At 70.8% G+C, this 13,860-nt stretch carries 13 protein-coding genes; 7 read left to right on the top strand and 6 right to left on the bottom strand.

All coding sequences use genetic code 11. From position 1 onward, the window contains the following. From AB0L37_RS13830 to AB0L37_RS13805, 6 genes are all read left to right on the top strand, one after another. A complete protein-coding gene (locus AB0L37_RS13830; protein ID WP_365504026.1) occupies window positions 1-1,362 on the top strand; it encodes a TraR/DksA family transcriptional regulator in 1,362 nt (453 codons plus the stop codon). 95 nt (window positions 1,363-1,457) lie between these two features. Beyond that, window positions 1,458-2,060, top strand: a complete 603-nt coding sequence (gene lspA, locus AB0L37_RS13825) for a signal peptidase II (RefSeq protein WP_365504024.1) — start codon at window positions 1,458-1,460, stop codon at window positions 2,058-2,060. Window positions 2,061-2,130: 70 nt separating this feature from the next. After that, complete coding sequence (locus AB0L37_RS13820) at window positions 2,131-3,072, top strand: RluA family pseudouridine synthase (protein WP_365504022.1); 942 nt, start codon at window positions 2,131-2,133, stop codon at window positions 3,070-3,072. Beyond that, window positions 3,069-3,539: a GNAT family N-acetyltransferase gene (locus AB0L37_RS13815; RefSeq protein WP_365504020.1), complete on the top strand. Its 471-nt coding sequence runs from the start codon at window positions 3,069-3,071 to the stop codon at window positions 3,537-3,539. Before AB0L37_RS13820 ends, AB0L37_RS13815 begins: the two co-directional genes overlap by 4 nt. 115 nt (window positions 3,540-3,654) lie before the next feature. Beyond that, entirely contained in the window at window positions 3,655-5,241 is a 1,587-nt protein-coding gene (locus AB0L37_RS13810; protein ID WP_365504018.1) for a Na+/H+ antiporter, read from the top strand. Window positions 5,242-5,270: 29 nt separating this feature from the next. After that, complete coding sequence (locus AB0L37_RS13805; protein WP_365504016.1) at window positions 5,271-6,023, top strand: SDR family oxidoreductase; 753 nt, start codon at window positions 5,271-5,273, stop codon at window positions 6,021-6,023. Here the strand turns inward: AB0L37_RS13805 and AB0L37_RS13800 are convergent. Continuing rightward, window positions 6,020-7,129, bottom strand: a complete 1,110-nt coding sequence (locus tag AB0L37_RS13800; protein ID WP_365504014.1) for a mechanosensitive ion channel domain-containing protein — start codon at window positions 7,127-7,129, stop codon at window positions 6,020-6,022. The two genes, AB0L37_RS13805 and AB0L37_RS13800, sit on opposite strands and share 4 nt — an antisense overlap. A gap of 62 nt (window positions 7,130-7,191) precedes the next feature. On the opposite strand from AB0L37_RS13800, the gene AB0L37_RS13795 reads away from it, so the two are divergent. Then, window positions 7,192-7,761: a dienelactone hydrolase family protein gene (locus tag AB0L37_RS13795; protein ID WP_365504012.1), complete on the top strand. Its 570-nt coding sequence runs from the start codon at window positions 7,192-7,194 to the stop codon at window positions 7,759-7,761. On the opposite strand, the gene AB0L37_RS13790 is transcribed toward AB0L37_RS13795, so the two are convergent. From AB0L37_RS13790 to AB0L37_RS13770, 5 genes are all read right to left on the bottom strand, one after another. Next, a complete protein-coding gene (locus AB0L37_RS13790) occupies window positions 7,758-8,756 on the bottom strand; it encodes a zinc metalloprotease (protein WP_365504010.1) in 999 nt (332 codons plus the stop codon). The genes AB0L37_RS13795 and AB0L37_RS13790 overlap by 4 nt on opposite strands. 313 nt (window positions 8,757-9,069) lie before the next feature. After that, window positions 9,070-10,719 (bottom strand): alkaline phosphatase D family protein, encoded by a 1,650-nt coding sequence (locus AB0L37_RS13785; RefSeq protein WP_365504008.1) that lies wholly within the window; start codon window positions 10,717-10,719, stop codon window positions 9,070-9,072. A gap of 76 nt (window positions 10,720-10,795) precedes the next feature. Beyond that, complete coding sequence (locus tag AB0L37_RS13780; protein ID WP_365504006.1) at window positions 10,796-11,614, bottom strand: thioredoxin domain-containing protein; 819 nt, start codon at window positions 11,612-11,614, stop codon at window positions 10,796-10,798. A gap of 57 nt (window positions 11,615-11,671) precedes the next feature. Then, window positions 11,672-12,364, bottom strand: a complete 693-nt coding sequence (locus tag AB0L37_RS13775; protein WP_365504004.1) for a hypothetical protein — start codon at window positions 12,362-12,364, stop codon at window positions 11,672-11,674. Between the two features lie 67 nt (window positions 12,365-12,431). Then, complete coding sequence (locus AB0L37_RS13770; protein ID WP_365504002.1) at window positions 12,432-13,757, bottom strand: DUF2252 domain-containing protein; 1,326 nt, start codon at window positions 13,755-13,757, stop codon at window positions 12,432-12,434. Between the last annotated feature and the right edge of the window lie 103 nt (window positions 13,758-13,860).

The raw sequence follows: 13,860 nt of genomic DNA, 5'->3' as shown, positions 1-13,860 counted from the left end.
ATGGTGGCGAAAAAGACCGCCGTTCAGCAGTCGACGTCCGGAAGATCCGCGGGCGCCGATGCCTCCGGCGGTGCCGCGGGCAAGGATGTGAGCGGCAAGAAGAGCGCGCCGCCGCCTGCGCGTGCGGCGCACGGGGCCAAGGCGGTGAAGCCGGCGTCGAAGGCGTCCGGCGCCGCCAAGGAGACGCCGACCGGTAAGAAGTCGGCCGCGGCGAAGAGTGCGGCCAAGAAGGCTGAGGCCACGGCTGCGAAGGCCGGGGCTGAGAAGGCGACCCCGGCCAAGGTCACGGCTGCCAAGGCCACGGCTGCGAAGGTCGGGGCTGCGAAGACGACCCCGGCCAAGGCAACGGCCACCAAAGCCACGACTGCCAAATCCACGGCCACCAAGGCGGCGGCCACCAAAGCCACGACTGCCAAATCCTCGGCTACTAAGGCGGGCGTTACGAAGACGGCCGCTACTAAGGCAGCCGCCGGCAAGGCCGCGGCTACGGAGGCGGCGTCTTCGCAGGGCGCTGCTGCGAAGACCGGCGCGAGCGAGGGTGCTGCGTCGAAGTCGGTCGCGGCCAAGCGCGCTGCGGCGAAGGCCGGTGCGGGCGGGGGAAGCGCCACGGCGAAGGCCGGGGCGGGGGAGGAGGCTGCTGTCGAAGGGGCCGCCGTGGGCGCTGTGAAGGCGGGCGTGAAGCGTGCGGCATCGAAGGCAGCGGGCAAGGATGGCGACGTCTCCGGTGAGGGTGCAGCGGAGGCGGTCGTGGGGAAACGTACGAGCAAGGCCGGCGGCGTCGGTGCGAAGCCCGCAGGGCGCAAGGGTGCGGTGAAGAAGGCGGTCGCCTCCGCGGCCGAGGACGCGGCCGAGGCCGCGAAGACGACGGGAGCCACGACGGTGGTTGCGAAGAAGACTCAGGGCACGGCCACAGCGGCGAAGAAGCCCGGCGCGGTTCCCAAGGCGCGGGTGGCCGCCGCGGAACCCGGTGAGCTGCCGGTCCGGCCGGGGGAGGACCCCTGGACGCCGGACGAGGTCGAGGAGGCCCGTGCCGAGTTGCAGAGCGAGGTGCTGCGCCTCGGCAGCGAGATCGCCACGGCGGAGGAGGGGCTCGCCGGGCTGATGAGGGACTCCGGTGACGGTGCCGGGGACGACGACGCCGACACGGGCACGAAGAACATCACCCGTGAGCACGAGATGGCGCTCGCGGCGGTCGCGCGGGAGATGCTGGAGCAGACCGAGCGGGCTCTGGAGCGCTTGGACGCGGGGACGTACGGGCTCTGCGAGAACTGTGGCAATCCGATCGGCAAGGCCCGGATGCAGGCCTTCCCGCGCGCCACCCTGTGCGTGGAGTGCAAGCAGAAGCAGGAGCGCCGCTACTGAGCGCCTTCGCAGCGCGCGGCAGCACCGTCCATGTGCTGCCGCGCGCGCGTGTCGTACTCTCGTCCTCAGTCAGGTACCTAGCTTGAGGGACTCACGTGGCAGAGGCGGAGCGCATCATCGGTACGCCGGATTCCCCCGAGGCAGGGGCAGCCGAGCCGGAGAAGGCCGACGAGGCCGCGACCCCGGCCGAGGAGAGCGCCGAGCGGCCCAGGGGCAGGCGGCGCATCGCCGTCCTGTTCGCCGTGGCCGCGCTGGCGTACGCCTTCGACCTGGTCAGCAAGCTGCTCGTGGTCGCGAAGCTGGAGCACCAGGACTCCATCGAGATCCTCGGTGACTGGCTGAAGCTCGAAGTGATCAGGAACCCGGGCGCGGCCTGGGGCATCGGCGAGGCGTTCACGATCGTCTTCACGCTGATCGCGGCGGCGGTGATCGTCGTCATCGCGCGGCTCGCGAAGAAGCTCTACAGCACGCCCTGGGCGATCGCGCTCGGGCTGCTGCTCGGCGGTGCGCTCGGCAACCTCACGGACCGGATCTTCCGGGCGCCGGGCGTCTTCGAGGGCGCGGTCGTGGACTTCATCGCGCCGAAGAACTACCCCGTGTTCAACCTCGCCGACTCGGCCATCGTCTGCGGCGGCATCCTGATCGTGCTGCTCTCCTTCCGCGGGATCGACCCCGACGGGACCGTGCACAAGGACTGAGCCCGGGACCGAGCCCCAGGTCACGGGGCTGGCGTACGGGACTGTCGGTGCGCTCCTGCATACTCGACGGGTGAGCACGATTCCCGAGATCCGCACCCTGCCCGTGCCCGACGGCCTGGAGGGCGAGCGTGTCGACGCCGCCATCTCCCGCATGTTCGGCTTCTCCCGTACCAAGGCCGCCGAGCTTGCCGCCGCCGGGAAGGTCATGGTGGACGGCTCGGTCGTGGGCAAGTCCGAGCGGGTGCACGGCGGCGCCTGGCTGGAAGTGGAGATGCCGCAGGCGCCCGCTCCGGTGCAGATCGTCGCCGAGCCCGTCGAGGGCATGGAGATCGTGCACGACGACGACGACATCGTCGTCATCGTGAAGCCGGTCGGCGTCGCGGCTCACCCCAGCCCCGGCTGGACCGGGACCACCGTCATCGGCGGGCTCGCCGCCGCCGGGTACCGGATCTCCACGTCCGGTGCCGCGGAGCGCCAGGGCATCGTGCACCGCCTCGACGTCGGCACCTCCGGCCTGATGGTCGTCGCCAAGTCGGAGCGCGCGTACACGTCGCTGAAGCGGCAGTTCAAGGAGCGCGTCCCGGACAAGCGCTACCACGCGCTCGTGCAGGGCCACCCCGACCCGATGAGCGGCACCATCGACGCCCCTATCGGCCGCCACCCGAACCACGACTACAAGTGGGCCGTCACGGCCGAGGGCAAGCCGTCGGTGACGCACTACGACCTCATCGAGGCGTTCCGCTCCGCCTCCCTGCTGGACATCAAGCTGGAGACCGGTCGCACCCACCAGATCCGTGTGCACATGTCCGCGCACCGTCACCCCTGTGTCGGCGACCTGACGTACGGCGCCGACCCGACGCTCGCCAAGCGGCTCGGCATCACTAGGCAGTGGCTCCACGCGGTGCGGCTCGGCTTCGAGCACCCCTCGGACGGGCAGTGGGTCCAGTTCGAGAGCGAGTACCCCGAGGACCTTCAGGTCGCCCTCGACCGGGTGCGCGCGGAGAGCTCATGAGCGCCGCGTACGTGGTCCGGGTCGCCGAGGCCGACGCGGACAAGGAAGCCTGTTTCGCCGTCCGCAGAGAGGTCTTCGTCGGCGAGCAGGGCGTGCCGGAGGATCTTGAGTACGACGCGTACGACGCCGGGGCCGTGCATGTCCTCGCCGTCCGGGAGGACGGGGTCGCGCTCGGTACGGGGCGGCTCCTGACCGGCGACGCCGCCGCGGTGAAGAACGGCGGGGCGGCGGACGTCGGCGCGCTCGGCCGGCTGGCCGTCGCGAAGCCCGCCCGCGGGCTCGGCGTCGGGGCGGCGCTGGTGCGGGCGATCGAGGACGCCGCGCGGGAGCGCGGGCTCGCCGCGGTCGACCTGCACGCGCAGACCCACGCGCTGGGGTTCTACGAGCGGCTCGGGTACGTGGTGTACGGGCCCGAGTTCCCGGACGCGGGGATTCCGCACCGGGCGATGCGCAAGAGCCTCGGCTGAGCGGCGGATCGCCCCGAGGCGCGTGCGCCATCTGTCCGCTTTGCCGGTAACGCCGGGTGGGCGTGGCACCCTTGGTCTCCGAACGTCTTGATCATCGAGTCCGGTCGGAGCCCCCGTGGATCAATTGGCCCTGCTGTTCGTGCTGTTGCTCGGGGCCGTCCTGAGCGTGCCGCTCGGTGACCGGCTCGGGCTCCCCGCGCCCGTCCTGATGACCCTGCTCGGCATCGTCCTGGCCCTGATCCAGGCCGTGCCGAACGTCGACATCAACCCCGATCTGATCCTGCCGCTCGTGCTGCCGCCGCTTCTCTACGCGGCCGTGCACCGCACGTCATGGCGGCAGTTCGCGTCCAACAAACGCCCGATCTTCCTGCTCGCCGTCGCCCTCGTCTTCGTGACGACGGCCGCGGTCGCCGTCGTCGCCGACGCCATCGTGCCCGGCCTTCCGCTGGCCGCCGCCGTCGCGCTCGGCGCGCTGGTGGCGCCGCCCGACCCGGTCGCCGCGACCGCCGTCGCCGGTCAACTCGGCCTGCCCCGGCGCTTGGTGTCGATCCTGGAGGGCGAGGGGCTCTTCAACGACGTGACCGCGATCGTGCTCTACCACGTCGCGATCGCCGCCGCCGTCAGCGGCACTTTCTCGCTGCCCGAGGCCGCGCTCGCGCTCGTACTGTCCGCCGTCGTGGCCATCGCCGTCGGCTGGGCGCTCGGCTGGGCCGCCAACAAGCTCATCGGCTACCTCGGCGACGCGACCCTCCAGGTAGGACTCACCCTCCTGGTCCCGTACGCCTCGTACGTCCTCGCCGAAGAACTGCACGGCTCGGGCGTGCTGGCCGTCCTGACCACCGCGATGTTCCTCGCGGAGCGGGCCTTCGACGCGGACGACGTGCTCACACGGCTGACCGGGCGCGCGTTCTGGGACGTCGTCGACACCCTCGTCACCGGCGTCGCCTTCGGTCTCATCGGCCTGGAGGTGCACAACGTCGTCAGGACCGCGCAGGGGCGCTGGGGCGAGATGCTGGGCTGGGCGGGCGCGGTCGTCGCCGTCGTCATCGTCGTACGGCTGCTGTGGCTGCTGCCGATGACGTGGGTGACGCAGCGGCTGCACGCGCGGCGCGACGTCGAGGAGGAGATCCCGGTCAGCTGGCGCGAGACCGTCGTCATGTGGTGGTCGGGGATGCGCGGGGTGGCGTCCGTCGCGCTGGCCCTCGCCGTCCCGCTGACCATGGACGACGGCTCACCGTTCCCGGACCGGGACGAGATCGTCTTCATCGCCTTCGGCGTCATCATGGCGACGCTGGTCATCCAGGGGCTGAGTCTGCCGTGGCTGGTGAAGAAGCTGAAGGTGCGGGCCGACACGGAGGCCGAGCAGGAGTACGAGAAGGAGCTCGCCCTGCGCGCCGCGAAGGCCGCGAAGCGGCGGCTCAAGGAGATCGAGGAGGTCGAGGAGCTGCCGGAGGAGGTGCAGGAGCAGATGCTGCGCCGGGCGTACGACATCGGGCTGCGCATCAACCCCGAGATGGGGGCGGAGGAGCGCCGCGAGTCGCAGGCCAAGCGGTACGCGAGGATCAAGCGGATCCGGCGTATCCAGGGCGAGATGATGTCGGCGGCACGCCACGAGGTGCTGTCCGCGCGCAGTGAACCGGGCGCCGATCCCGAGGTGGTCGACCGGGTGCTGCGGCAGCTGGATGTGCGCAGCCTGCGTTAGAGCGTGCTTCACGTCTTAGGCTCGTGCACATGGCACGCAACGTGATAGTCACCGGTGGCGGTACGGGAATCGGGCTCGCGGCGGCGCAGGCGTTCGCCGCCGGAGGGGACCGGGTGCTCATCCTCGGGCGGCGCGTCGAGGTCCTGGAGAAGGCCGACGTGCCCGGCGGCAAGATGATCTACGCCGCGGATCTCAGCACGGTCCAAGGGGCGCGCGGCGCGGCGGAGTTCGCGCGCGAGGCGTTCGGCGGGCGGGTCGACGTGCTCGTGCACAGCGCGGGCGGGATCGGCGGCCGGATGCTCGAAGGCCCGGACGGGGACGACCCGTTGGAGGCCGTCGTCCACGACTGGAACTCCAACTTCCGTATCAACACGCTCACTTCGATTCTGCTGACCGAGGCGCTGCGCGAGGACCTGGCCTCACCCGGCGGGCGGATCCTCTTCGTCACCTCCATCGCCGCGCTGCGCGGCTCCGGCGGAGGCGGCGCCTACGGGGGCTCCAAGGCCGCCCTGCACCCGTACACCTTCGACCTCGCCAAGGCGCTCGGGCCGCGCGGCATCACCGTGAACGCCGTCGCCCCCGGCTACATCGAGGACACCGAGTTCTTCGGGCCCTCGATGCCCGAGGAGGAGTACCGCAGGCGGGTCGGGGCCATCCCGACCGGACGCGCCGGGACGCCCGGCGACGTGGCCTCCACGCTGCTGTGGCTGGCGTCGCCGGGCGGCGGGCATGTGAGCGGACAGATCGTGCAGGTCAACGGCGGGGAGCTGCTGGGGCGCTAGCCGCGGCCCGTGCGCGGGGCGTGGCCGTCGCGGGAGAGCACGTGGTCGGGGAGGGACTCCAGCGTCTCGCCCCGGCCGACCAGCGCGGTCGCCGTGTTGATCCGCGGCAGCGCGTACGGGTGCTGCTCGGTCAGCCAGCGGACCAGCTGCTCGCGGACCGTGACCCGCACCGTCCAGATGTCGTCCGCGTCCTTGGCCGTGACCAGGGCGCGGACCTGGAGGGTGCTGGGCGTGGTGTCGGTGACGGCCAGGCCCCAGTCGCGGCCGTCCCAGGCCGCGCACTCGCGCAGGATGTCGTGGAGCTTCTCGCGCATCGCCGGGACGGGTGCGCTGTGGTCCAGGTGGAAGAAGACGGTGCCGGTCATCTGGGCGCCGCCGCGCGACCAGTTCTCGAACGGCTTCGAGGTGAAGTACGACACGGGCATCGTGATCCGGCGCTCGTCCCAGGTGCGCACGGCGAGGAACGTGAGGGTGATCTCCTCCACGGTGCCCCACTCGCCGTCCACGACCACGGTGTCCCCTATGCGGACCATGTCGCCGAAGGCGATCTGCAGGCCGGCGAAGAGGTTGCCGAGGGTGGACTGGGCGGCGATACCGGCGACGATGCCGAGGAGGCCGGCCGAGGCGAGCAGCGAGGCGCCGGCCGCCCTGAAGGCGGGGAAGGTCAGCAGCATCGCGGCCACCGCGACCACACCGACGATCGCCGTGACGACCCGCTGGATGAGGGTGACCTGGGTGCGCACCCGGCGGACCCGGGCCGGGTCGCGGTGGGCGTTGGCGTAGCGGGCGTACGAGGACTCGACGATCGCGGCGGCGATCCGGACGATCAGCCAGGCGGTGGCGCCGATGAGGACCAGATTGAGCGTCTCCCCGATCCCGGCGGAGTGCTCGGGGGCGATCTGGGCCTGGTCGTACGACCCGCGCAAAAGGGCCGTGCAGAGCACGAATTGGAGGGGCAGTCGGCAGCGGCGCAGCAGGCCCCACAGCGGGGTCTCGTGGTGACGCCGGTCGGCGCGCTGCAGCAGACGGTCGACGGCCCACCCCACGAACAGGGTGAGCACGACCGAGCCACCGACAACGATCAGTGGGCGCAGTACGTTCTCCATGCCTCGACCGTAACCGGGATCGTGGATCTCACACGTCACCGGGTCCTGGCACCATGGGGCTCATGAACATCATGCTTTTCCACTCGACGTACGGACTGCGGCCCGCCGTGGAGGCCGCGGCCGACCGGCTGCGCGCCGCCGGGCACGAGGTGTGGACCCCGGATCTCTTCGAGGGACGCACCTTCGACACCGTCGAGGAGGGCATGGCCTTCAAGGACGAGATCGGCAAGGACGAGCTGCTCAAGCGGGCCGTGCTCGCCGCCGCGCCCTACTCCGACCGCGGCCTCGTCTACGCGGGCTTCTCGCTGGGCGCCGCGACCGCCCAGACCCTCGCCCTGGGCGACGAGAAGGCGAAGGGGCTGCTGCTCCTGCACGGCACGTCCGACATCGCGGAGAACGTCTCCGTGGACGAGCTCCCGGTCCAGCTGCACGTCGCCGAGCCCGACCCGTTCGAGACGGACGACTGGCTGACCGCCTGGTACCTCCAGATGGGCCGCACGGGCGCCGACGTCGAGGTCTACCGGTACGCCGGGGCCGGCCATCTCTACACCGACCCCGACCTGCCGGACTACGACGAGGAGGCAGCCGAGGCCACCTGGCGGGTGGCGCTCGGCTTCCTCGACAGCCTCTAACCAGCCCGGTACGCCGTCCAGCTGTCCTTCATGCGCTGCACCTGACCGGCGGTGAACTGGTACATGCAGGAGTCGTACGTGTAGTCCATGAAGTTGTGGATCGGGTCGACGCCCGCCTTGCTCGCGCAGGTGTCGCGCCCGGTCGGGCACTGGTAGGCGGCGCTCTTCTCGGCCGGGGTGTCGGCCACGTAGTCGCCGTTGCCGTTACAGCCGCCCTGGAAGGTGTGGTACAGCCCCAGCCAGTGGCCGATCTCGTGCGTGCCGGTGTCGCCCTCGTTGTAGTTCGTCGCGGAGCCGCCGGGCAGCGAGGTGTCGAGGATGACCACGCCGTCGTCGGACGGGTTCGACTTGTACGAGGACGGGAACGTGGCCCAGCCGAGCAGGTCCTGGCCGAGGTTCGCGGTGTAGAAGTTCAGCGCGTTCGCGCCGCCCTTGCGCAGGGTGGACTTCATCGACTTCTCGGCAGCGGAGCCCGGAGTGATGCCGTTGTACCAGGAGGCGTTGTCCGTGTAGTCGGTGCCGGCCAGCGTGAACGTGAAGCCGGAGTCCACGTTGCCGGTGCCCTGGCCGCTGTAGGCGGCGTTCAGGACGCTGATCTGGTTGGCGATCGCGGTCGACGACAGGTTGCCGGTGGCGCCGTCGTGGATGACGTGGACGTACACCGGTATGGACGTCGACGCGGCGGCCAGGCCCTGGCGCAGGGACCCGTCGGCGCGCATCTTGTCGAGTCTCTTCTGGAGCGCCGCGTCCATGGACTTGGCCTGCGCGGCGGTCAGCTCGTTGGGCTCGTTCGCGTGCTCCGCGCCCGTGGGCTTCTTCTCGCGGGCGACCGCGTTCGTGCCGGTGGCGCACTTCTCCGCGGCCGTGGTCTTCGCGGCGGCGCTGCCCGTGGGGGCGGAGAGCGGGACCAGGGCCAGGGTTCCGGCGAGCACCGCGGTGCCGAGCAGACGGCGGCGCAGGCGCTGGGTGGGGCGGGCTGTTGCGGAAGAGGTCATGGTGGGGCTCCTCGCGGACACCGGCGGGGAGGGACTTCCTCGCCGCCGCGGGGAGATTACGTGGCCATGTCACTCCTGGAAGAGCGGGTAACTGGTCGCATCGATCGCGGAGTTGTGCCGGGCAAACCGGGGCAACCGGGAGAAGAAATTCGGTCCCCGTCCGGAGTTTGAGACGTGGACGTAACGGCTGGGGTTACCGGGGTGGGTGGTGTGTCCGCATTCGGGTCCGCGCCGGACCGCGTCCGCACCACCCACCGTGAGCGCCCGAGGGGCGGCGTCATCCGCCCTTAACGTGCCCGCCGGTGGCCGGAATTCACCGTACCGGCGCGTCCACGCGCTCGACCTTCTGTGTGCCGCTGCGCGTGCGGTACGAACGTTTCCAGGAGGTTGTGGCGTTCTTGTCCGTACGGTCGGAGATCACGTAGTAGTCCATCTGCGCCCGCTCGGCCGTCACGTCCAGGACTCCGTAGCCGTGAGAGTCCATGTCCAGCCACTTCACATGCCGGTTGGCCGCCTTGATCGCGCCCTCGGCGACCGTCGAGACCGTGTCGGGGGCCACGTGCAGGATGTCGTCCAGGTTGTCGGAGGTCACCGACGTGACGACGAACTCCGTGGCCGCGGACGGCGAGAGCGGGTACGTCGCCGCCTGAGCGGGCACGTCGTTGGCCCACGCCATGTGGATGTCGCCGGTGAGGAAGACGGTGTCGCGGATGCCGTGGTCGCGCAGGTGGCCGATGAGCTCCTTGCGGTCGTGCGTGTAGCCGTCCCACTGGTCGACGTTGATCGCGAGGCCGCCCTCGGGCAGGCCCAGCAACTCCCCGAGCGGGCCCAGGAGATGAGCGGGCAGCGAGCCGAAGGCGACCGGCGAGATCATCACCGACGTGCCGACCAGCTTCCAGCGCGCGTCGGAGGCGGCGAGCCCGGACTTCAGCCAGTCGAGCTGGGCGCGGCCCGTGATCGTACGGTCCGCGTCGTCCACGTCACCGCTGCCGACGCTCGACTGCTGGGAGCGGAAGGAGCGCAGGTCGAGCAGGTGCAGATCGGCCAGCTTGCCGAAGCGCAGCCGGCGGTAGACCGTGCCCGCGGTGGACGCGCGGACCGGCATCCACTCGAAGTAGGCCTGCTTGGCGGCCTGTTGGCGGGCGGCCCAGTCGCCCTCGGTGCCCGGCGTGTGGTTCTCGGCGCCGCCGGACCAGGCGTCGTTGGCGAACTCGTGGTCGTCCCATATCGCGATCAGCGGGTGCGCCGCGTGCAGGGCCCGTACGTCGTCGTCCGTCTTGTGCAGGCCGTGCCGGATCCGGTAGTCGGCGAGCGAGACGATCTCGTGGGCCGGCTCGTGCGGGCGGACGGTGTACTGCGCCGCCGGGTACTCGCCGGTCTTGTACTCGTAGATGTAGTCGCCGAGATGGAAGACCGCGTCCAGGTCGGTACGGGCGGCCAGGTGCCTGTAGGCGGAGAAGTAGCCGGCCTCCCAGTTGGCGCAGGAGACGACGCCGAAGCGCAGGCCGGCCGCGGAGGCGTCGGCGGCGGGGGCCGTGCGGGTGCGGGCCGCGGGGGAGTGGACGCCTTCCACGGAGAAGCGGAAGTAATAGGCGGTCGCCGGGCGCAAGCCCCTTACATCGGCCTTCACCGTGTGGTCGGAGGCGGCGCTCGCGGTGGTGGTGCCCCGGCCCACGACCGTACGGAAGGCGCTGTCCTCGGCGATCTCCCAGCCCACTTCTATGTCGGGGCCCTTGCCGGAGCCGGGGACGGCCTCGGGGGTGGGGGTCACGCGGGTCCACAGCAGGATGCCGTCGGGCAGTGGGTCGCCGGACGCGACGCCGTGCAGGAAGGCGGGCGCCTCCGCGGCGTGCGCGGTGGCCGCGGCGGCGAGGGGCGCGGCGAGTACGGCAGTGGCGGCCGCGGCCTTGACGACCGTACGGCGGCGCGGAGTTGAGGGTTCTGGCAGAAGTCGACTGGTCACGGACGATCACATTACTGACCAGTACGCGCCAAGGGCGGGCGAACCGCGAAGAGTTCGCCCGCCCTTCAGTGAAGAGTCAGCCCTTGAGGGCCTTGTCCACGGCCGTGTTCCAGTCGGCGACCGTACTCGGCGCGTTCTGGCCGTCGGAGCCGGTGAGCTTCTTGCCGTCCACGACGAACGACGGGGTGCCCTGCACGCCGTACTTGTTGTCGTCGAACTTCTTCGACATGGTCAGCGCCCACTTGTCGAAGGTGCCGTCCTTGACGTCCTTCTGGAAGGCCTTGTTGTCCTTCAGTTCCGGGACGGTGTTCGCGACCTTGATGAGGTACGCGTCGTCCTTGAACTTGTCGTCGGTCTCCTCCGGGTGCCACTTCTTGGAGTACAGCGCCTCCTTGAAGTCCCAGAACGCGTCCTTGGAGACGTTCAGGGCCGAACCGAGCGCGCTGAGCGCGTTCTTCGAGCCCTCGCCCTGGAGGTTGGTGTCGAGGAAGGTGGCACCGACGTACTGGAGCTTGTACTTGCCGTCGTCGAGGTCCTTCTTCACCGTCGGGCCGACCGTCTGCTCGAAGGCGGCGCACACGGGGCAGCGCGAGTCCTCGTACGCGATGACCGTCTTCTTCGCGGAGTCCTTGCCCAGCGTGACGGTGGTGTTGTCCTTGCCGGTGGTGTTCTTCGGCGCGACCAGGGCCTCGTCCTTGGCGGCGTCCCAGTAGGACGGCTCGCTGGCCTGCTTGATGAAGTAGGCGCCGACGCCGACTATCGCGAGGACACCGACGATGGAGCTCGCGACGATGGCCTGCCGCTTCGTCCTGTCCTTCTTGGCCTGGCGCTCGCGCTCGATGCGCAGCCGCTCGCGGGCCGCCGTCTTCGCCTGCTGGCTGTTGCGCTTGCTCATGATGTTCGTACTCCGTAGACGTGTGAGAAGAATTGGGGGGACTGCCGTACGACTGGCTCAGGCGGCCAGGCACGGCGGTCCGCGCCGTCCCACGGAGTGCACCCAGATCCGGGTGTGCGCGGCCTGTACGCGGGCGGCGGGGCGCGGGGCGCGGCCCACCGGCTCGCGGTGCGCACGCACTGCGGCGCAGGCGATCAGGAGCGGCCGGAACGCGAACGCGGCCACGGCGCGCAGCAGTTGCGCGAGGGCCTGCTCGCCGCGGCGCAGCCAGGCGGCCGCGAGCAGCCCGACCGTGACGTGCGCGCCGAGCAGCAGCCAGGAGGCTCCCGGGTCGGCGTGGGCGAACAGCACGGCGGCCTTGTCGGTGCCCGTGCCGGTCATCCGCGCCAGCGGCGTACCGACGTTCCCCGCGCACAGCACGTCGAAGCCGAACGCGCGCAGCGGGCCCGCGACCGGGCCGCCCGCCTCGCCGTAACAGACGTGCTGGCCGGTGGTGAAGACGGTGTCGGCGGCCAGCTCCAGCGGGACGAGCAGCGCCGCGATCCGGCCGAAGCCGCGCTCGCGCCCGGCGAGCGCGTACGCGACCGCGAAGACGGCCACGGCGATCGCCGCGACCGTCGTGAGCGGCAGCGGGACCCGGGACAGCAGGACGTGCGACGCGGCGGACAGCGTCACGACGAGCGCCGTGAAGAGTGCCGCGCGCACGGCTCTGAGGTGGGCCCCGGACATGGCCCCGGATATGTCGTCCATCGCGGAGGAGTGTCCCATGGCAGCCGGTAAGCGATGCCTAAAGGGTGCCTGTGAGTGAGGTCTCGGTCTAGAGGCCGGGGATGCGGCCGTTGCGGAACAGGTCGACGAAGACCTGGTGGTCCGCACGCGCGCGTGCCCCGTAGGAGTGCGCGAAGTCGACCAGGAGACCCGCGAAGCCGTCCTCGTCCGCCGCGATCGCCGCGTCGATGGCGCGCTCCGTGGAGAACGGCACCAGGGACTGCCCGGACAGGTCGTCCGCCGCCGCGTGCATCGCCGCCGTCGCCCGGCCCAGGTCCGCGACGACCGCCGCGATCTCCTCCGGGTCGTCGATGTCGCCCCAGTCCAGGTCCACCGCGTAGGGCGAGACCTCGGCGACGAGCTGGCCCGAGCCGCCCAGCTCGGTCCAGCCCAGCCACGGGTCGGCGTGCGCCTGGAGCGCGCGCTGCGAGATCACCGTGCGGTGGCCCTCGTGCTGGAAGTACTCGGCGATCGCCCGGTCGGAGATGTGCCGGGAGACGGCAGGCGTCTGGGCCTGCTTCATGTAGATCACGACATCGTTCTCCAGGGCGTCGCTGTTGCCCTCCAGAAGGATGTTGTACGAGGGCAGGCCCGCCGAGCCGATGCCGATGCCGCGGCGCCCGACCACGTCCTTCACGCGGTACGAGTCCGGGCGCGTGAGGGAGGACTCCGGCAGCGTCTCCAGGTAGCCGTCGAACGCCGCGAGCACCTTGTAGCGCGTCGCCGCGTCCAGCTCGATGGAGCCGCCGCCCGCCGCGAAACGGCGCTCGAAGTCACGGATCTCCGTCATGGAGTCGAGCAGCCCGAAGCGGGTCAGCGAGCGCGCGTCGCGCAGCGCGTCCAGGAGCGGTCCGTCCGCCGTGTCCAGCGTGAACGGCGGCACCTCGTCGCTCTTGGCGCCCGTCGCGAGCGCGTGGATGCGCTCGCGGTAGGCCGCCGCGTACGTGCGCACGAGGTCGGTGATCTGCTCGTCGCTGAGCGCCTTCGCGTAGCCGATCAGGGCGACGGAGGCGGCGAAGCGCTTGAGGTCCCAGGTGAACGGGCCGACGTAGGCCTCGTCGAAGTCGTTCACGTTGAAGATCAGCCGGCCCGTGGCGTCCATGTACGTGCCGAAGTTCTCCGCGTGCAGGTCGCCGTGGATCCAGACGCGGCTGGTGCGGTCGTCCAGGTACGGGCCGCCGTGCTGCTCGCGCTGCACATCGTGGTAGAAGAGGCACGCCGTCCCGCGGTAGAAGGCGAACGCCGAGGCCGCCATCTTGCGGAACTTGACCCGGAACGCGGCGGGGTCCGCGGCGAGCAGCTCGCCGAAAGCGGTGCCGAAGACGGCGAGGATCTCCTCGCCGCGCTGCTCAGCGGTGGGCTGCGGGTCGGACATCGCGGGGTGCCTCCTGGTGCAAATGGTGCGTGAGATGTGTGACACGCAGAGCAGGTGTTCTGACCTGTCCAACGGATGACCGTACTCCGGAGTGCCCGCGGGT

Origin of the sequence: Streptomyces sp. NPDC052225 (assembly GCF_040679615.1) — a bacterium.
Classification (GTDB): Bacteria; Actinomycetota; Actinomycetes; order Streptomycetales; family Streptomycetaceae; genus Streptomyces.
Note: the sequence above shows the minus strand (reverse complement) of the source record. Positions and strands in the feature narration are given on the sequence as shown.

What these genes read in the sequence shown, in the direction of transcription:
- AB0L37_RS13815 (WP_365504020.1), top strand. Translation starts at nt 3,069, where the DNA reads ATGAGCGCCGCGTACGTGGTCCGGGTCGCCGAGGCCGACGCGGACAAG.
- AB0L37_RS13795 (WP_365504012.1), top strand. Translation starts at nt 7,192, where the DNA reads ATGAACATCATGCTTTTCCACTCGACGTACGGACTGCGGCCCGCCGTG.
- AB0L37_RS13770 (WP_365504002.1), bottom strand. Translation starts at nt 13,757, where the DNA reads ATGTCCGACCCGCAGCCCACCGCTGAGCAGCGCGGCGAGGAGATCCTC.
- AB0L37_RS13775 (WP_365504004.1), bottom strand. Translation starts at nt 12,364, where the DNA reads ATGGACGACATATCCGGGGCCATGTCCGGGGCCCACCTCAGAGCCGTG.
- AB0L37_RS13790 (WP_365504010.1), bottom strand. Translation starts at nt 8,756, where the DNA reads ATGACCTCTTCCGCAACAGCCCGCCCCACCCAGCGCCTGCGCCGCCGT.
- AB0L37_RS13830 (WP_365504026.1), top strand. Translation starts at nt 1, where the DNA reads ATGGTGGCGAAAAAGACCGCCGTTCAGCAGTCGACGTCCGGAAGATCC.
- AB0L37_RS13800 (WP_365504014.1), bottom strand. Translation starts at nt 7,129, where the DNA reads ATGGAGAACGTACTGCGCCCACTGATCGTTGTCGGTGGCTCGGTCGTG.
- AB0L37_RS13805 (WP_365504016.1), top strand. Translation starts at nt 5,271, where the DNA reads ATGGCACGCAACGTGATAGTCACCGGTGGCGGTACGGGAATCGGGCTC.
- AB0L37_RS13780 (WP_365504006.1), bottom strand. Translation starts at nt 11,614, where the DNA reads ATGAGCAAGCGCAACAGCCAGCAGGCGAAGACGGCGGCCCGCGAGCGG.